This window comes from Paenibacillus sp. TAB_01, from assembly GCF_043945595.1.
GTDB lineage: Bacteria > Bacillota > Bacilli > Paenibacillales > NBRC-103111 > Paenibacillus_S.
On the sequence record NZ_JBIFNP010000001.1, the window covers coordinates 6264951 to 6284314 of the forward strand.

Here is a 19364-nt window from a genome sequence, read left to right on the forward strand (position 1 = left end):
GCATAAGGACATTCCCTCGTTTAAGGCGTATGATTTCCGATTTTAGTAAATGTATCTACTGGGTATACATCCCATTGAGACGGATCGTATAACGTAACACCTCCGACAACTCCCGACTTCCGTACAAGCGTTCCTCCGCTTGACAGGAAACTTCCCGGGCCGGTTGCAGTCGGATCTCCAATAACGTCGAGTACTTGGTCTCCCTCTTTCAGAACAAGAGCCTTTAGAACAAGCGGGGGCAAATCGTAAATAACGTCATCCTGATTAAAATATTGATATCCACTGGAAAAACTTGCGGTCGTAGTGATATCCATAAAATCATAAAATGCTCCATCTATGATAATTAGCGGTACTGTTTTATATGCCTGCGCCTGGATCTTGATTTCAGTAATTTCCATGGACGAGGTCGATGTGTTGTATTGATAAGCAAATACCGAGAATGTCTTTGACGGAGCCGGGTTCATGGGCGCTCCCGACGGATAATACAGCTCAATGGCTACCTGGTGGCTGCCCGATCCGCGCAGAAATTCCGAGAAGAACATGTCGGGAACTTTCACGGTCATAAAGCTCCAGGCAGTTTTGGCAGCAATCGGTTCACTGCCTATATGACTCGCGTCTTCAAATGCACCTCCCTGCAGCAGCACATAGTACTCCGTGCCGTTGGAAAGGGCCGTGTGCCCAACCGTTACTGTATTACCGCTTATCGTGACCAGGGATGTATTTCCCGCATCTATCGCTTGAATCACTTTGTCGTCGGACTTCCTATAAATGGTTATCTTCTTCCCTGCTACCGCTGAAACATCTCTGTCAAAGATCATCGACAGACTCGCTGAACTATTGATCCCTTGGGCGTTATTGTTCGGTGTGGTGCTGACAACAGTCGGTTCTACTATAGCCTGGATAGTCAGCTGATTTGATGTAATCGCCCTTCCGCTGTCTAACGCAGACGGCAGAACGGTCACTGAAAAATCTGAAATATCCGAATCAAAATCGGTGCCGTTAAAGTTAAAGGTAATGGTAACCGTATGGGCATCGTTATACACGGCTCCAGCTACGGTCAAGCCTGTCGGCGCATGGTTCAACTGGATATATCCGGTTAGATCTTGATTTTTAAATGAATCGTCCATAAGATCAAGAGTTAATGTAGTACCACTGGCCAAATTGACCTCATTCAGTGGAGCCGACGGCGAAACAGTCAACTCCCTGAGATCCTTCGTTTCGAAGTTCCAGGTGTCGCTGCCCGACATGCCTACATAGCTGTGGTCGGCTGCATCCTTCAACGCGCCTGCCTCAATCTCAACATAATAGCTCGATAATGCTTCAAACGCACTATGCTGGATCGTCAGCACCTTGCCATTCACCGAAACCTCGGGATCGGTGCCTAGCGTGTAAGACATGTACACTGAGCTATTTACAGTATTACGGATCGTTATTGTCTTACCGTTCACAGCCCATACCGGCTCGCTGAAAGTTACTTTAAGATCGGCATTCCAGTCAATCCTAGTGGCATTATCGGCTGGAATCGTAGAGACAACGCTCGGCGGCATCGTATCCAGTGTTGTAAAACTCCATGCCACAGAACTGCTTAGTCCTGTAAAGTCATTGCCAGCCATATCCTTGAACGCTCCGGCATCAATCTTTACATAGAAGCTAGCTCCATCATCCAAGTTTGGATTCTTCAGCGTCACATCTGCTAAAGTAACGGAAACCTCGCTTGAATCGGTCACGTTGTACGTTTTCAGCAAGCTGTCGTCCAGTGACCGGTAAATTTGGATTGACCCCCCAGAGATTGCTTGAACTGGTTCAGAAAATTTGATCATCATGTCCGCCAAACGATCCACACCGACAGCATCGTCTGCAGGCGTCGACGAAACGATGATTGGTGCTGTCTTATCCGGTACTGTAAATGTCCAATCTCCCTTGCCGCTCAAACCTGCAAATGGATTGCCGCTCCTGTCGGTGAAGGCACCTGCTTCGACCGTCACATAATATGAAGACTTCTCATCCAGACCTGAGTTTTTAATTGTAACCGTTGCGCCGTTGATCTTCACATTCGTCGTGTTATCCGCAGCGTAAGTAAATGCTACGCTGTCGTCAGCCTTGTCATATACAGTTACCGTTTTTCCGGCCGCCGCGATGACAGGTTCGCTGAAAGTCAGTGTGAGATCCCCAGCCTTGTCCGCATCCACCGCAAGATTGGCCGGAAGTATCGCCTGAAGAGTCGGTGCAACTGTATCCGGTGTTGAGAAGCTCCATGCCGACGAATCAGTCAGGCCCGCAAAATCATTTCCCGCCATATCTTTAAACGCTCCGGCATCGATCACCACATAGAAGCCAACTCCGTCATCCAAGTTCGGACTCTTCAGCGTCACATCCGCTCCAGTAACGGAAACCTCGTTTGAATCGGTCACGTTATACGTTTTCAGTAAGCTATCGTCCGCTGACCTATAAATCTGGATCGACTTCCCCGTGACAGCCTGAATTGGCTCGGAGAATTTAATCGTCATGTCCGCCAAACGGTTCACACCGACAGCATCGTCTGCAGGCGTCGACGAAACGATGACTGGTGCTGTCTTATCCGGTACTGTAAATGTCCAATCTCCCTTGCCGCTCAAACCTGCAAATGGATTGCCGCTCCTGTCGGTGAAGGCACCTGCTTCGACCGTCACATAATATGAAGACTTCTCATCCAGACCTGGATTTATAATCGTGACCGTCGAACCATTGATCTCCACTTCAGTTGTGTTACCTGCAGCGTAGGACAATTTTACACTGTCATCGGCCTTGTTATATACGTTAACCGTTTTTCCTGGTGCCGCAACGACAGGCTCGCTGAAGGTCAGTGTGAAATTCGCAGCCTTATCCGCAGCCACCGCGAGATTGGCTGGGAGCATCGCCTGAGTGGTCGGTGCAATCGTATCCGGTGTTGAGAAGCTCCATAAGGATGAATCGCTTAGCCCTGCGAAATTATTGCCTGCCGTGTCCTTAAACGCACCAGCATCGATATCCATATAATATGTGGTTTCACTTTCCAAGCTAGCATTTAAGAAACTGACGTTCGATCCGCTAACTAGAACTGAGCTTATATCGTTTGCGGTATACGTCTTCATAATACTGTTGTCCGCCAGCCGGCGAATCCGTACTGACTTCCCCTCGACTGCTTGAACCGGCTCGCTAAATTTCGCCTGCAGCGTCGTATTTATATCCACACCTGTCGCATTATTCTCAGGCGTCATCGAAATGATCGTTGGTGCCGTCTTATCCAGCACTTTACCGCTAGTTATAGCAGCGGTGGAAGTACCCGCCATACCTTTCGCATCGGTTGGCGTAACTTCGAAGAACAAATACTGGTCGATGTCCTCCTCCTGTACCTGATACTGAACGCTTACTGCACCGGAAATAGCAGTTTTGTCTGAGCCGTTCTCCTGCCACCCGCGGTACCACTGATATGCTGAGGTACCTTCATTATCGTTCTCAGGGTCTAAGTAGCGGTAATTGCCCAGCAACGTCTGCCCGGTTTGAATGGCCCCCGTAATAGAGGTTTGCTCAGCTTTTGGAGCATCGTTTCTGTCCGTCAGTGACACAAGAAACTTCACACCGCCCGATACGGGGGTTTTACCGACATAACTGCTCATCAACAACGCAGCATCCGCTGATGTCACTTGTCCATCCCGATTAATGTCAAGACGGTTTTTCTCCTCGTCAGAGGTGGCCAGCTTTGAATTGACGACTTTATAAATATATTGCACGTCCGCCGATGTCAAAATCCCGTCTCCATTTGTATCGCCGAGCAGCGTAACCTTCATCTCCAAATTATCCGTCAATACGGATGAAGAAGCACCTGTGCCCGTAACTGCCAATCTCATCGTGCCCGTAGTCTTAACTTGAACCCGAATTGCACTACCAGTTGTTGTCGCATCCGCGATGGAAGGGTTGTCGGAGGCAGCCGAGATATTTACCGGCGTATCGGTCAGTTGTTGAAAATGAGCCCTGGCATCAAACATGAATGAATCGTCCGCAACGGCGATTGGCGCAGCTATCCACCCTACATTACTTGAGACCGGCGTCATAACCGCATTCGGCAGTGATGCCGCGCGAACCTGTGACGGAAATGCTGTAGTGAGCGATAAAAGCAGCGCAATCAGTGCACAAGCCGCACTTCTCCTCTTGCAGGAACTAATAATGGTTCCAATCATGCAGTTGTCCCTTCCCTTTCGAGTTTACTTTAAGATTTTTGGTATATCGATTTCACTCGACATCTACTGTCATTTATTCGACGTATTCACAAAAAAACCTTTCGAATTTCCGCCTGATCCTCCTTCATTCACATGTTTTTTTCGACTTAAACTGACATATATCGACAATACTACTGATTCGATAAACAACTATAAGTCAAAACAAATTTTTGGGAAAATTTGATTGTTAATAAAAAATAGTCCTGATGATTTTTTACAAATCACCAGGACTATTTTTTATGAGACAAGCGCTTCAGTAGCCCTGCAGCTTTATTTTCACCAAACAAAAAAGAGGGGGCTAAGGCCCCTCTCCCATTACTCTACAGTTACACTTTTCGCCAAGTTTCTTGGCTTATCAACATCGTTGCCGCGGGCAAGCGACGCATAGTAAGACAACAGCTGAAGCGGAACAACGGACAAAGCCGGGCTCAGCAGCGGCAGCGTATAAGGAATTTCAAATACTTGATCCACCGATTTCTTCAATTCGGTTTCGCCTGCAGCGTGAAGTCCGAATACATGAGCACCGCGGGCCTTCACTTCTTTAATGTTACTGACCGTTTTCTCGAACAGATCCTCCTGGATCGCAAGAGCGATCACCGGAATGCCTTCTTCGATCAGAGCCAACGTACCGTGCTTCAACTCGCCGGCTGCATAAGCCTCGGAGTGAATGTAGGAAATTTCTTTAAGCTTCAGAGAACCTTCCTGCGCCACCGCAAAATCTAGCCCTCTACCGATAAAGAACAAGTTATCATGTGTCGCAACCTGCTCCGCCCATTCCTTGATCGAATCGGCTTGCTCCAGAATGCTCTCCACTTTCTCCGGAAGCTCCTTCAAATGGGTGACGATTTCCGTGATCGTCGCTTCATCCTGTGTCTCCAGCGTTTGAGCCAGATACAGACCGAACAGATAGAAGGCAATCAGTTGAGAGGTGTAGGCTTTAGTCGAAGCTACTGCAATTTCCGGGCCTGCCCAGGTTACAATTACATCATCCGCTTCACGGGCCACCGAGCTGCCTACGACATTCGTAATAGCTACTACACGCGCGCCGTTTCGCTTTGCTTCGCGCAGCGCGGCCAGCGTATCCGCTGTTTCACCGGACTGACTCACAACCATCACAAGCGTCTCAGGCGTGATGATCGGAGAGCGGTAACGGTACTCGGAAGCGACATCCACCTCTACTGGAATCCGCACCAGCTTTTCGATGATGCTCTTACCTACAAGACCTGCATGATAAGCCGTTCCGCAAGCCACAATATGAACATTGCGAATGGAGCTGATCTGCTCCTTCGTCATTTTGACTTCGTCTAAAACGACCTTCGTTCCCGAAGCATCCAGACGCGCGCCCATCGTATCGCGATAAGCTTTAGGCTGCTCATGGATTTCTTTTAGCATAAAGTGATCGAATCCGGCTTTTTCTGCGGTAACGATGTCCCAATCGACATGGAATAATTCCCGGGAAATAAAATTCCCCTCCAACGTCATTAATTCGACAGCGTCTTTCGTCAAAACCGCCATTTCACCGTCATTCAAGATATATACATTGCGCGTATAATCCAGAATTGCCGGAATGTCCGATCCAATGAAGTTCTCGCCTTCGCCTACGCCGATAATGAGCGGACTAGCCAAACGAACGGCTACCAGCTTATCCGGCTCATATTCTGTCAGTACGCCTAACGCGAAAGCCCCTCTCATCCGCTGCACAGCCTTCTGTACGGCTTTCACGATGTCGCCCTCGTACAAGCTTGCAATCAGATGGGAAATGACTTCCGTGTCCGTTTCCGATACAAAAATATGGCCCTTCTCTATCAATTCCTCTTTGAGAGAAACATAGTTTTCAATAATGCCGTTGTGTACTACGGAGAACTTCTGAGAGTTGTCCGTATGAGGATGGGAATTGACGTCCGATGGTTTGCCGTGAGTTGCCCAGCGTGTATGACCGATTCCGATCGAACCGCTCAAAGGCGATTGATCCAGCTTCGACTCCAGGTTAGCCAGACGGCCGATCGACTTCTTGATTTGCAGTCCGTCCTTCGTAAATACAGCAACACCTGCGGAATCATAACCGCGGTACTCCAGCTTTTTCAAACCTTCAATCAATATATTTTGAGAATTACGATTACCTACATATCCAACGATACCACACATAAGGGATAGAACCTCCTGCTATTTTAGAAAAACCTCAATCAAGCTTACCTGAAGTAAGCCCCTTTCATGTTGGATTGTTGTCTCCCCGGTCACCCGGGTGCTTTGCCGTCCAACTTAACGGTAGTGAGTGCTACCGGAAGGTCCCCGCCGAATGTTTCGAACACCTTCACCTCGTCAACTTGCAGACAGCCGCTCGACACCCCCTCGCCCGTTACAAAATGTATCGTAAAGGCGTACATCGAACGCTAATGCAAGTTCTGGCGCTGTTTTTGTAAGTCAACCTCTGCCCACCTTTCACTTCCTGAGTAAAAAATTAGCTGCACCGTAAGTGCATATCAATATCTTATTCATTTTGACTCTGAAGTGCAACAACATATTTATACAAATCGATCCGGGCGGCTAAAAAAGACACTCCCCCAGCGTTAATGCCAGGGGAGATCAGCTATAAGTTCACGTTTTTCAATCAGCACAGCTCCTGCTGAATCACCGTCGCAATTTCCTGCACATAAGCCTCAACCTGAGCCTTATCGGGCCCTTCCGCCATAACGCGGATCAGCGATTCCGTTCCAGAAGGCCTCACCAGGACCCGGCCGTTATCGCCCAGCTCGGTTTCCACCTTGAGAATCGCCGCAGCAATCGCTTTGTTTTCCTTCCAGGTGCTTTTATCCGCTACCCTGACGTTAACAAGCTTCTGCGGAAACTTACGCATAATTTGCTTCAGCTCGCTCAGCTTCTTCCCCGCTTGAACCAATGTATCTACCAGTTGCAGCGCGGTCAGAATGCCGTCTCCTGTGGTGTTATATTCGAGAAAAATGACGTGTCCGGACTGCTCTCCGCCCAGATTGTAACCGCCCTTGCGCATTTCCTCCATCACATAACGGTCGCCTACGGCCGTTTTGGCCGCTTTTAATCCTACAGCCTCAATGCCTTTGAAAAAGCCGATGTTGCTCATGACCGTCGTTACAATCGTGCTGTGCTTCAGTAACCCCGCCTGATTCATCGCGTGGCCGCAGATGCTCAGGATGTAATCTCCGTCTACTTCCGCTCCTGTCTCGTCAATCGCAATCAGACGGTCTGCATCTCCGTCAAAAGCCAGCCCCAGCGCTGCGCCGTGCTCCACAACCGCTTTCTGCAGGTTCTCCGGATGCGTCGACCCGCAGTGGTCGTTAATGTTGCGGCCGTTCGGCTCCGCTCCGATAGTAATAACCTCTGCTCCAAGCGCCTCAAACACTTTGGGTGCCAGCTCATAAGCAGATCCGTTGGCACAGTCCAGAACAACTTTGTATCCTTGGAAGGAAGATTTCACCGTAGATTTCACATAATCCAAGTAAAGATATTTGGCTTCGTTATCGTCGGTCGCCGTCCCTAAATCCCCGCCAACCGGCCGCGGCAGCTCATCTACCGCAGCATCCATCAAACGCTCGATTTCCAGCTCCGTCTCATCCGAAAGCTTGTAGCCGTCAGCCGCAAAAAACTTAATCCCGTTATCTTCTACCGGATTATGCGATGCCGAAATCATCACACCCGCATCCGCTTTTAACAGGCGTGTTAAATAGGCGACAGCCGGTGTCGACACGACACCGATTCTAATTACGTTCGCGCCGATGGACAACAAGCCGGCAACAAGAGCCGCCTCCAGCATCGTGCCGGAAATTCGGGTATCCCGGCCGATAACCACATTGGGCTTATCCACCTTCCCTGCCAAGACATAACCGCCGCAGCGGCCGATTTTATAAGCTAATTCAGGTGTCAGCTCCTGGTTTGCAACCCCGCGGACACCGTCTGTACCGAAATATTTCCCCATATAATCTTACTCTCCCCTTGTTTGCCTATCTATGATCCGGTCTGCTTTATTGCTGCTTAGCTACATTGGAAGCTTTGGCTGTGTCCTGCTTGGCGCTGATTTCTACCGTTGCTTTGAAATCCTGGCCCGGCCCTTTCTTAATAAAGGTCGGCAGGTTCAAGGTCACCGGCAGCTCATGGCTGCCCGGAGGCAGGTTGCTGACATCCAATATAGCCTGCACATCCTGTGCCTTCACTTTATCCAACAAGGCCGGAGCCCCTTCTACCACCAAGTTGATCTTGCCGCTTTCGGGAAGCGCCACTTTCGTGTTGAAGCCGTCGTTTTGACCGACGATGGACAAAGGCACCTGTTCCAATGTTTTTGTGGCTGAAGCCACGATGTTAATCTTCACATCTACCTTCGCAGGATCCACCTGGGTTACTTTCGTACGAAGCGGAATATCCAGACTTAACGCATACTCCTTCTCTTCCTTCAAATCCGCCAAATTAATGCTAGGACCCTCATAGTACTCCAGGCGGTTCAACACATCCTGCGGTTGCATAGACGGTCACCTTATCCGTGTTCTGCACAAGAGAGGCCACACTAAACCCAGGCGGTGGCTCCCCAACCAGCTTCAGCTGCAGCGGCACCGTAGTAAACGGGCTTGTGATCGGCACCTCCACCTCGACTACCGCAGGGTTAATGCCCGCCATCTCCAGCACCTTGCCATCCTTATCGTAGGCCGCTAATCTGACCTTGTTCGACACAGGCGCTTGGGCCTTCTCTACATTGACATCGGCACGGACCGAATCCACTGCATCAATGCTTCCGCTAGGCATCGTAACGGTAACCTTGTTCGGCTTCACGATCGGCTGTCCCGCCTTTAGACCAACTGCAGGAATTCCCGTCACATTGACGGTCACCGGCATTTGTTTGTTCGATTTCTCATCAATGATAACCTTCGCACTCGAGGGGCTGACTTTGACCGTCACCGTCGTAGGAAATCCGACAGGCGTCAACGGCATAATATGCTCCCCTTTGCCGACTTTTGTCAGGTCGAGCTCTACAGAATAATCGCTGATGCTCATCGCCTTTTTCAAAGCCGAATCCTTACCTGTTATCGTTAATACTACCTGAGCCGGTTCTATGGTTTCAACAAAAAATTGATTACTGTCATATTTTGGCGTTACCGAAACATTCGTAATTTGTTCCTCTCTTACTCCTGTCCCCCCCGAGCCGGGGAGCGCATTATCCTCCATGTGAACGACCGCCCACAGCATAATGCCTATGATCAGCGCAATGACTTTAACGACATTTGTATTCCGCAGCCACTGGTCCGATTTATTTCAGCCTCCATTTCCAAATGGAGCTTTTTTCCTTCGTTTTGGTTTTCGATTTCAGCTCTTCAAACAGCTTCGAAAGCAGCGACTCTTCCTTAATATCCCTTAGGATATGGCCGTTCATCGCAAGCGAAACCTGACCCGTTTCCTCGGAAACGATAACGCAGATCGCGTCGGACACTTCACTCATCCCGATAGCGGCGCGGTGCCTTGTGCCAAGCTCCTTGCTGATAAACGGATTTTCGGACAAAGGCAGGTAACAGCCCGCAGCCATTAACTGATTTTTGCGCAGAAATACCGCGCCGTCATGTAAAGGCGTGTTCGGGATAAAAATATTGATCAACAGCTCCGAGCTGATATGGGATTCAATTGAAATCCCCGATTCTATGTAATCGTTCAATCCGGTTTCCCGTTCAAAAACGATTAATGCCCCGATTTTTCTACGTGCCAAATAATTAACTGCTTTAAGTACTTCTCCGAGCCGCTTGTTCAGCTCCTGGTCATCCTCTGTCGTGGTTCGGCTGAACAGCGTGCCGCGGCCCAGCTGCTCCAACGCACGGCGCAGCTCCGGCTGAAAAATAATAATGACAGCCAGTACCCCGAAGGTAAACATTTGGTTCATCATCCACTGCAGTGTGTTCAGCTTGAACCAGGTGCTCAGCGCCCAAGTGACGACGACGACAAAAATCCCTTTCAGCAGTTGGATAGCACGTGTTCCCCGTACCAACAAAATCAAATTGTATATGACATAACTGACGATCAGAATATCAACGATATCTTTAATACTGATGGCTGGTATGAAATCCATCGCATCTGCCCCTAACCCAAACCGCTTCTATATTTTTATTATCTCTAGACCCTTCCTTAAATCATACCATAATATGAACAAAAAACCCTCCCTTTCTAAGGATCTTTTAGGGAGGATTTTTGAAAAATGATACATACGGCCTACTTATTTTGATATGCTGGTTGCCCAATCATTCATTTTAAACCAAAGCCAGCTGAACGCCTCGTCAATTTCCGTAACTTGACCGGAAATATGCGCTGTAGAGGCCATGTTAACGGAACCGTCGATTACAACGATGTTGCCTTTAATATCCCCGTCCACCTGCACCTTACCGTTCTCCACCATCAAATTTCCTGCTACCGTTTTACCAGCCGGTACGACGACCGTATTCCCTTCGATGACAACGGACTGAAGATCGTTGCCTTTAACTACGAGCTCGGAATCCTCATTCCATAGCGACATAAAGCTGCCCATCATCACTAGCACAAACACAGCCGCGACCGATGCCGCCGGATGACGCCGTACCCACTGCCACCACGGGCTCTGACGTTTCACAGGCGGTAAAGATTGCATGATGCGTTCGGTAAGACCGTCCGGAACCTCCGGCTTCGGCCAAGCGTGAATAAGAGCTTCCACCCTCTCAAACTGCTTGAGCCGCTCACGGCATGACGCACAGCCAAGCAAATGTTCCTTTAAGGCTACGGCTTCAGAGCCCTTCAGGCCACCGTCCAAATATTCGTGCATCAAAGGGAGGGCTTCCTGACAATCCATAAGCTGAGCCACTCCTTTCATCTCCATGATAGCTTGTGTAATACAATACGTCTCAACCTAAGATATGTTTCAAAAGTCGCTATAAAATATGCTCCAATTTTTTGCGTAAATATTCCCTGCCTCGGTGGAGCCGCGTTTTAATCGTCGTTACAGGCATGGACAGCACATCACTGATTTCTTGAAGCGACAGGTCCTGTAAATAGCGCAAAATAACGACGGATTTATATTTTTCGGGGAGCGTATCGATCGATTTGCGAATTTCGCTCTGTGTCTCCGACAAGACGACCTGATCATCGGGCGAATCGTCCTTGCTCGGGAGCATGGAATACCAGTCCGTTCCTTCTCCGTCGTTCATCTCGGCATCAAGCGAATAATTCGGTTTACGTTTGCGCAAACGGTCGATACATAAATTCGTCCCAATCCGATAAATCCAGGTCGAAAATTTTTGATTCTCATCATACCGGTCCAGGTTCGTGTACACCCTTAAGAACGTTTCCTGCACAATTTCTTCCGCTTCCTGTTTCTGGTGCAGCATCCGGTAAGCCAGATGAAATATTTTATCTTTATACAATTCGACTAGCTCGGCGAACGCAGCCCTGTCTCCGGTACGAGCCAGTTTTGCGAGCCTCACATCCATTTCGTTCAACCCACATTCCTCCAGACTTCCGGTCCCGAACCCACGTTAGCACCGGACCTAGTTAGGACGTTATCTCTTCCTCAACGATGACTCCCTGTTTATATGAAAATCATACCAAACGATACCTGCCAAGTACAGTCTGCAGGGGTCCTAACCTACTCATTCCTACGATACAGCCTTCATTTCGTTTCAGGTGCCCGAACAGTAAAAAAGCCAGGCAGCCTTGCGTAAAGGCCACCCGACTTTGAAAACGGAGTACTAGCACATCTTCGGCTCTTCCGAGCCATCGTTAACCGGCATCAGCCCGTATTCCGAAGCCCTGCTGCAATACCGTTAATGGTCAACAGCACTTCTCTCAAGAGCAGCGCGTCATCTTCACCCTGTTCTTTTTGACCTCTTAGCTCGGACAGCAGTTGTACCTGCATATAGCTGAGCGGATCGACATACGGATTGCGCAGTCGAATCGATTCTTGAATAACCGGGACATTGTCCAAAATTTCTTGTTGACCCGTGATACTCAAGATAAGCTCGGATGTACGCACATATTCTTCCCGGATTTCATTAAAAATACGCTCTGCAATCGAAGAATCTTTGATCATGCTCCCGTATTCCTTGGCAATCTGCAGATCCGCCTTAGCCAGCGCCATTTGCAGATTGTCGATCAATGACCGGAAGAAGGACCAGTTCTCATACATATTTTGGAGAACCTTCAGATTCTCTTCCTTGCCTTCATAAAAGCTATACAGACCTGTACCGGATGCATACCAAGCTGGCAGCAAGTAGCGGCTTTGTGTCCATGCGAATACCCATGGAATTGCGCGTAAGTCCTCAAAGCGGTCGCTGTTTTTCCGTTTGGACGGTCTGGAGCCGATATTCAATTCGCCGATTTCAGGCAGCGGTGTAGATTCTTTAAAGAAGGTCAAGAAGTCCGGATCGCGGAAAATCAAATCCTGATATTTCGTTTGAGCTTTCTCGGAAATATCCTTCATGATTTCTTCCCAATGCGTTTCCGACTCATCTCTCTGCGGATTACGAGCCCATAATGCTGCGGTAATCAATGCGGAAGTTGCCTGCTCCAGACTGCGGTAGGCAATTCCCTTCATCGAATAACGGGAGGACAACACTTCGCCCTGCTCCGTAATTTTAATGCCTCCTCCAATGGTATCGGCAGGCTGAGCAAGAATACTGCGGTTCAAAGGCATACCGCCGCGGCCCAGCGCCCCTCCACGGCCATGGAAGAACTTCAGCTTTACTCCGGATTCTTTGGCAGCAGCGGTGATGCTGCGCAGCGCAACACGAAGCTCCCAGTTCGCCGTAATGACGCCGCCATCCTTGTTACTGTCGGAGTAACCCAGCATAATTTCTTGCAGATGGTTCGTGCTGACCAGGCTGTTACGGTAGGCTGGAATTTGATACAGCGTACGCATAATATCCGGTGCTGCATGGAGATCGTCAATCGTTTCAAACAAAGGTACCGATTGCAGCGTGCAAACGACGGATCCATCGGCTTCCTGACGGTACAAGCCCGCCTCTTTGCCGAATACAAGAACCTCCAGCAAGTCGCTTGCTCCCTGCGTCATACTGATGAGATAGCTAGAAATACAGTTGCGGCCGAATTCCTGCTGAGCCTTTTTCACAACACGGTACACATTCAAGCATTCCAATGTGGATTCCGAGTAATCCATGTAAGGCGAAGTGATCGGTCTTGGTTCATTCAAAAGATTCGTCAGCAGTTGAATCTTCTCTTCCTCGCTCAATGCGGCATAGTCTTTACAGATGCTCATTTTCGCAAGAATTTCTGTCATCGCTGATTCATGCTCTTTACTATGCTGACGCACATCCAGTGTAGCCAGATGGAAGCCGAACAGCTCTACCTGACGGATCAGCTTGGTCACATACTCATCTGCAATGAAATCTGCATAATGGTTGCGCAAGCTGCGATCAATCATTTTTAATTCTTCGACGAACTCGTCAGGGGAGTTATATTTTTTGGATTCGCTAACGTTCGGATTGCCTGCATTCTGGATCTTTTCGATCATATAAATGATTTTAATCCGGTAAGGCTCCTTCTCATTACGCCAAACTTCATTAGAGCGAAGATCCAATGCTTCACGGTCTGCTTGAACCGAATCCAGCAGCTCTTGTGTAACCTCGACAATATTTTTGCTGAAGCTCAAATGGGTCATAAACTCACGCAGCAGCTCTTCATACTTCTGCAAAGCAAGCTTGCGGTGCATCGTCAATGTCTCCCAAGTGACTTTGGAAGTCACGGAAGGGTTGCCATCGCGGCCCCACCGATCCAAGAACCGAATTTCATGAAAATCGGCACATGCCATGATTCTTCCGGATAATATTTGTGCAGACAGCGCTCCAACTCCTGGTAAACCTCCGGAAGTACATCGAATAGCGTTTCATCAAAGAAATAAAGACCGTTGTTCACTTCATCGATAACTGTAGGCTTACGGTCGCGCAGCTCATCTGTCTGCCACAACGTAATGACCTCGCCCAATAGCTTCTTACGCAGCTGCTCCCGCTCACGGAAGGTTAAGCTCGGATTGTCGAGCTCCATGACTCCGTTGGCAATACGCTGGTGAATATCCAGCACAGCACGGCGCGAAGCTTCTGTAGGGTGCGCAGTCATAACGAGCTCCAAAGAGATCCCTTGAATCATCTCTTGAACCTCGCTAGCAGGGATACTTTGTTGTTTCAAGCCACGTACTACATCCTCAATTGAGCCCGGCTGAACTTCTTCACCTGCCGACCGTTCGTAATCACGTTTACGGCGAATCCGGTGATTTTGCTCTGCGATATTAATCAGTTGAAAATAAATAGCAAAGGCACGGATCACTTGGTGTCTTTTCTCGGGTGCTAACGAGTTGATCGTTTCTTTAAACTCATTGTACAAATCTGAACTGCTCTGGGCGCGTAGAGTTTTACTCATTTCTCTTATATTCTCTACAATGGTTAGAAGCTCATTCCCACCCTGATGAACCAGCACTTCACCCAAAATGTGCCCTAAAAAACGCACATCCCTACGCAGTAGATTGTTTGAAGTATGTTTACTACTCAAGCTGCCTGAATCCGACATGGTTCTCCTCCATCCTTACCTAAGTCATAATGAATATTTTAACACAATACCGCGCTACCATGCAGTATATTTAACAAATAGTTTCATAGATTTTCCTTCCATATTTCTACAACTTATTTTATGAAGAGAAATAGAGGGTCTATGAAACCCACTGACATAAGTAATTAAGCGCCCTTAAACCAGTCGCTTTAACACTTTAGCGCAGTTCATTATAAAGATATTAAAAAAAGACCTTTCGGTCTTAGTTATATACAATATGGAGCGGGTGATGGGAATCGAACCCACGCTACCAGCTTGGAAGGCTGGAGTTCTACCATTGAACTACACCCGCAAAAGGTGGTCGGGACGACACGATTTGAACATGCGACCCCCTGGTCCCAAACCAGGTGCTCTACCAAGCTGAGCTACGTCCCGACAGTATATGTAGTGCGATATGAAGAGCACTTCATAAGCTAAATATAAAATATGGCGTTCCCTGAGAGATTCGAACTCCCGGCCTTTTGATTCGTAGTCAAACGCTCTATCCAGCTGAGCTAAGGGAACATCATATGGAGCGGAAGACGGGAATCGAACCCGCGACCCTCGCCTTGGCAAGGCGATGCTCTACCGCTGAGCCACTTCCGCAAAGACAATGCGCGTAGAGGGACTTGAACCCCCACGGTCGCCCGCTAGATCCTAAGTCTAGTGCGTCTGCCAATTCCGCCATACGCGCGCTTGAGTAAAAATGGTGAGCCATGTAGGACTCGAACCTACGACACCCTGATTAAAAGTCAGGTGCTCTACCAACTGAGCTAATGGCTCAAACTAATGGCTGGGGATCTAGGATTCGAACCTAGGCATGACGGAGTCAAAGTCCGTTGCCTTACCGCTTGGCTAATCCCCAATAATGAAACAATGGTGCCGTCGAGAGGACTTGAACCCCCAACCTACTGATTACAAGTCAGTTGCTCTACCAATTGAGCTACAACGGCTTAGTGGTGGAGGCTGACGGGATCGAACCGCCGACCCTCTGCTTGTAAGGCAGATGCTCTCCCAGCTGAGCTAAGCCTCCACACCGGGAATGAAAATGGTGACCCGTAGGGGATTCGAACCCCTGTTACCTCCGTGAAAGGGAGGTGTCTTAACCCCTTGACCAACGGGCCTAAATCATCTGGAGCTTCCAACCGGGATCGAACCGGTGACCTCATCCTTACCATGGATGCACTCTACCTACTGAGCTATGGAAGCATATGGCTCCCCGAACAGGACTCGAACCTGTGACAACTCGATTAACAGTCGAGTGCTCTACCAACTGAGCTATCAGGGAAAATTGCTTGGCGACGTCCTACTCTCCCGGAACCCTTCGGTTCAAGTACCATCGGCGCTGGAGGGCTTAACGGTCGTGTTCGAGATGGGAACGCGTGGTTCCCCTCCGCCATCATCACCAAACGATGTGCTTTCGTTAGAAAGCTGGCTACGTAAGCCTGGGATTTTTCGAAGCGTTGCTTCTTCGAAAACGCTGCAAGAAAATATCCATCCCTATAAAGGACATGCAGCTATTTGTTCAAGGTTGTTACCCTGAAAACTAGATACGAAACAAGCATACATCCTTCTTCTTTGCTGTTCTCTTGGATAAGCCCTCGACCGATTAGTATTCGTCAGCTCCATACCTTACGGCACTTCCACCCCGAACCTATCTACCTCGTCGTCTTCAAGGGGTCTTACATACTGGGAAATCTCATCTTGAGGGGGGCTTCACGCTTAGATGCTTTCAGCGCTTATCCCGTCCGTACGTAGCTATCCAGCCGTGCTCCTGGCGGAACAACTGGTACACCAGCGGTACGTCCATCCCGGTCCTCTCGTACTAAGGACAGCTCCTCTCAAATTTCCTGCGCCCACGACAGATAGGGACCGAACTGTCTCACGACGTTCTGAACCCAGCTCGCGTACCGCTTTAATGGGCGAACAGCCCAACCCTTGGGACCTACTTCAGCCCCAGGATGCGATGAGCCGACATCGAGGTGCCAAACCTCCCCGTCGATGTGGACTCTTGGGGGAGATAAGCCTGTTATCCCCAGGGTAGCTTTTATCCGTTGAGCGATGGCCCTTCCATGCGGTACCACCGGATCACTAAGCCCGACTTTCGTCCCTGCTCGACCTGTTTGTCTCGCAGTCAAGCTCCCTTATGCCTTTGCACTCTTCGAATGATTTCCAACCATTCTGAGGGAACCTTGGGGCGCCTCCGTTACTTTTTAGGAGGCGACCGCCCCAGTCAAACTGCCCACCTGACACTGTCCCCATACCGGTTCACGGTACCAGGTTAGAACTCCGATACGATCAGGGTGGTATCCCAACGTCGCCTCCACCCAAGCTGGCGCTCAGGCTTCTCAGGCTCCCACCTATCCTGTACAGATCGTACCAAAGTCCAATATCAAGCTGCAGTAAAGCTCCATGGGGTCTTTCCGTCTTGTCGCGGGTAACCTGCATCTTCACAGGTATTAAAATTTCACCGGATCTCTCGTTGAGACAGCGCCCAAGTCGTTACGCCATTCGTGCGGGTCAGAATTTACCTGACAAGGAATTTCGCTACCTTAGGACCGTTATAGTTACGGCCGCCGTTTACTGGGGCTTCGGTTCATAGCTTCGGGTTACCCCTAACCACTCCCCTTAACCTTCCAGCACCGGGCAGGCGTCAGCCCGTATACTTCGCCTTGCGGCTTCGCACAGACCTGTGTTTTTGCTAAACAGTCGCTTGGGCCTTTTCACTGCGGCCCCCTCGGGCTATTCACCCTACCGAGGCACCCCTTCTCCCGAAGTTACGAGGTCATTTTGCCGAGTTCCTTAACGAGAGTTCTTCCGCGCGCCTTAGCATGCTCTGCTCGCCTACCTGTGTCGGTTTGCGGTACGGGCACCTTCTCCCTGGCTAGAGGCTTTTCTTGGCAGCCTGAACTCATGACCTTCGCTACTATAATTTTCGCTCCCCATCACAGACCAGCCTTAACGATGTGCGGATTTGCCTACACACCAGCCTCTCTGCTTGGACGGACATCCATCAGTCCGCGTCACTATCCTTCTGCGTCACCCCATTGCTCATAACGGTTCACGGTGGTACAGGAATTTCAACCTGTTGTCCTTCGACTACGCCTTTCGGCCTCGCCTTAGGTCCCGACTTACCCTGAGCGGACGAGCCTTCCTCAGGAACCCTTAGGCTTTCGGCGGATCAGATTCTCACTGATCTTTTCGTTACTCATACCGGCATTCTCACTTGTGTATTGTCCAGCGCTCCTTACGGTACACCTTCAACCTATACACAACGCTCCCCTACCCAAGTGCAAATCTTGTTTGCACGAGCCATAGCTTCGGTGGTGTGTTTAGCCCCGTTACATTTTCGGCGCAGAGTCACTCGACCAGTGAGCTATTACGCACTCTTTCAATGGTGGCTGCTTCTAAGCCAACATCCTGGTTGTCTTTGCAACTCCACATCCTTTCCCACTTAACACACACTTGGGGCACCTTAGCTGATGATCTGGGCTGTTTCCCTCTTGACAATGGATCTTAGCACTCACTGTCTGACTCCCGGGATAAAGTATGTGGCATTCAGAGTTTGACTGGACTTGGTAACCCTTGGCGGGCCCCGCACCCAATCAGTGCTTTACCTCCACTACTCATCTCCCGAGGCTAGCCCTAAAGCTATTTCGGGGAGAACCAGCTATCTCCGAGTTCGATTGGAATTTCTCCGCTACCCCCACCTCATCCCCGAATTTTTCAACATTCGTGGGTTCGGGCCTCCAGTGCGTGTTACCGCACCTTCACCCTGGGCAGGGGTAGATCACACGGTTTCGGGTCTACGTCCACGTACTGCGATTTTTCGCAAGAAAATATCGATACGCCCTATTCAGACTCGCTTTCGCTGCGGCTCCGGCTCTTCACCTTAACCTTGCACGGGAACGTAACTCGCCGGTTCATTCTACAAAAGGCACGCCATCATCCATTAACGGACTCTGACTTCTTGTAAGCACACGGTTTCAGGTTCTATTTCACTCCGCTCCCGCGGTTCTTTTCACCTTTCCCTCACGGTACTGCTTCACTATCGGTCGCTAGGGAGTATTTAGCCTTGGCAGATGGTCCTGCCTGCTTCCCACGAGGTTTCACGTGTCTCGCGGTACTCGGGATCCGTCTAAGGTTTTCGCAAAATTTCGATTACAGGGCTGTTACCTTCTGTGGCCGGCCTTTCCAGACCGCTTCATCTACTCTGCTAAACCCACATTGACGTCCCACAACCCCAGAGGGCAAGCCCTCTGGTTTGGGCTGTTCCGCTTTCGCTCGCCGCTACTGACGGAATCACTCTTGTTTTCTTCTCCTGAGGGTACTTAGATGTTTCAGTTCCCCTCGTATGCCTCCGGCTACCCTATGTATTCAGATAGCGGTAACTGAGTATTACCTCAGCTGGGTTCCCCCATTCGGACATCCCCGGATCAACGCCTGCTTACGGCTCCCCGAGGCGATTTCGTCGTTCGCCACGTCCTTCGTCGGCTCCTAGCGCCTAGGCATCCTCCGTGTGCTCTTATTAGCTTAACCCGTGTTCGATGAATCGAACGG

At 49.6% G+C, this 19364-nt stretch carries 8 protein-coding genes, 12 tRNA genes, 2 rRNA genes and 1 pseudogene; all 23 read right to left on the reverse strand.

Annotated features, from left to right (window positions below; all coding sequences use genetic code 11):
- Positions 1-20: 20 nt before the first annotated feature.
- Positions 21-4196, reverse strand: coding sequence for an Ig-like domain-containing protein (locus ACHHV8_RS30490; RefSeq protein ID WP_395163013.1), 4176 nt, complete (start codon positions 4194-4196; stop codon positions 21-23).
- 354 nt (positions 4197-4550) lie between these two features.
- Positions 4551-6380, reverse strand: a complete 1830-nt coding sequence (gene glmS / locus ACHHV8_RS30495) for a glutamine--fructose-6-phosphate transaminase (isomerizing) (RefSeq protein ID WP_395163014.1) — start codon at positions 6378-6380, stop codon at positions 4551-4553.
- A gap of 463 nt (positions 6381-6843) precedes the next feature.
- Positions 6844-8184 carry a phosphoglucosamine mutase gene (gene glmM / locus ACHHV8_RS30500; protein WP_395163015.1) on the reverse strand — a complete coding sequence of 447 codons (1341 nt, stop codon included), beginning with the start codon at positions 8182-8184 and terminating at the stop codon, positions 6844-6846.
- Between the two features lie 46 nt (positions 8185-8230).
- Positions 8231-8725: a CdaR family protein gene (locus ACHHV8_RS30505; RefSeq protein ID WP_395163016.1), complete on the reverse strand. Its 495-nt coding sequence runs from the start codon at positions 8723-8725 to the stop codon at positions 8231-8233.
- Positions 8685-9422, reverse strand: coding sequence for a CdaR family protein (locus tag ACHHV8_RS30510; protein ID WP_395163017.1), 738 nt, complete (start codon positions 9420-9422; stop codon positions 8685-8687). Before ACHHV8_RS30510 ends, ACHHV8_RS30505 begins: the two co-directional genes overlap by 41 nt.
- 82 nt (positions 9423-9504) lie before the next feature.
- Positions 9505-10311 carry a diadenylate cyclase CdaA gene (gene cdaA, locus ACHHV8_RS30515; protein WP_395163018.1) on the reverse strand — a complete coding sequence of 269 codons (807 nt, stop codon included), beginning with the start codon at positions 10309-10311 and terminating at the stop codon, positions 9505-9507.
- 144 nt (positions 10312-10455) lie between these two features.
- Positions 10456-11061, reverse strand: a complete 606-nt coding sequence (locus tag ACHHV8_RS30520) for a zf-HC2 domain-containing protein (protein ID WP_395163019.1) — start codon at positions 11059-11061, stop codon at positions 10456-10458.
- Positions 11062-11140: 79 nt separating this feature from the next.
- A complete protein-coding gene (gene sigW / locus ACHHV8_RS30525; RefSeq protein WP_395163020.1) occupies positions 11141-11707 on the reverse strand; it encodes an RNA polymerase sigma factor SigW in 567 nt (188 codons plus the stop codon).
- Between the two features lie 290 nt (positions 11708-11997).
- A pseudogene (gene ppc, locus ACHHV8_RS30530) lies at positions 11998-14786 on the reverse strand (phosphoenolpyruvate carboxylase).
- Between the two features lie 257 nt (positions 14787-15043).
- Positions 15044-15117 (reverse strand) — tRNA-Gly (locus ACHHV8_RS30535).
- Between the two features lie 6 nt (positions 15118-15123).
- Positions 15124-15200 (reverse strand) — tRNA-Pro (locus ACHHV8_RS30540).
- Between the two features lie 52 nt (positions 15201-15252).
- Positions 15253-15329, reverse strand: a tRNA-Arg gene (locus ACHHV8_RS30545).
- Between the two features lie 6 nt (positions 15330-15335).
- Positions 15336-15410: transfer RNA gene (locus ACHHV8_RS30550), tRNA-Gly, on the reverse strand.
- Positions 15411-15418: 8 nt separating this feature from the next.
- Positions 15419-15498 (reverse strand) — tRNA-Leu (locus ACHHV8_RS30555).
- A 13-nt stretch (positions 15499-15511) separates the two neighbouring features.
- A tRNA-Lys gene (locus ACHHV8_RS30560) sits at positions 15512-15587 on the reverse strand.
- 7 nt (positions 15588-15594) lie between these two features.
- A tRNA-Gln gene (locus ACHHV8_RS30565) sits at positions 15595-15669 on the reverse strand.
- Positions 15670-15681: 12 nt separating this feature from the next.
- Positions 15682-15757: transfer RNA gene (locus tag ACHHV8_RS30570), tRNA-Thr, on the reverse strand.
- A gap of 4 nt (positions 15758-15761) precedes the next feature.
- Positions 15762-15837 (reverse strand) — tRNA-Val (locus ACHHV8_RS30575).
- Positions 15838-15853: 16 nt separating this feature from the next.
- Positions 15854-15928 (reverse strand) — tRNA-Glu (locus tag ACHHV8_RS30580).
- A 9-nt stretch (positions 15929-15937) separates the two neighbouring features.
- Positions 15938-16013 (reverse strand) — tRNA-Thr (locus tag ACHHV8_RS30585).
- Positions 16014-16016: 3 nt separating this feature from the next.
- Positions 16017-16092: transfer RNA gene (locus ACHHV8_RS30590), tRNA-Asn, on the reverse strand.
- Between the two features lie 5 nt (positions 16093-16097).
- Positions 16098-16214, reverse strand: a 5S ribosomal RNA gene (rrf, locus tag ACHHV8_RS30595).
- Between the two features lie 179 nt (positions 16215-16393).
- Positions 16394-19343: ribosomal RNA gene (locus tag ACHHV8_RS30600) — 23S ribosomal RNA — on the reverse strand.
- Between the last annotated feature and the right edge of the window lie 21 nt (positions 19344-19364).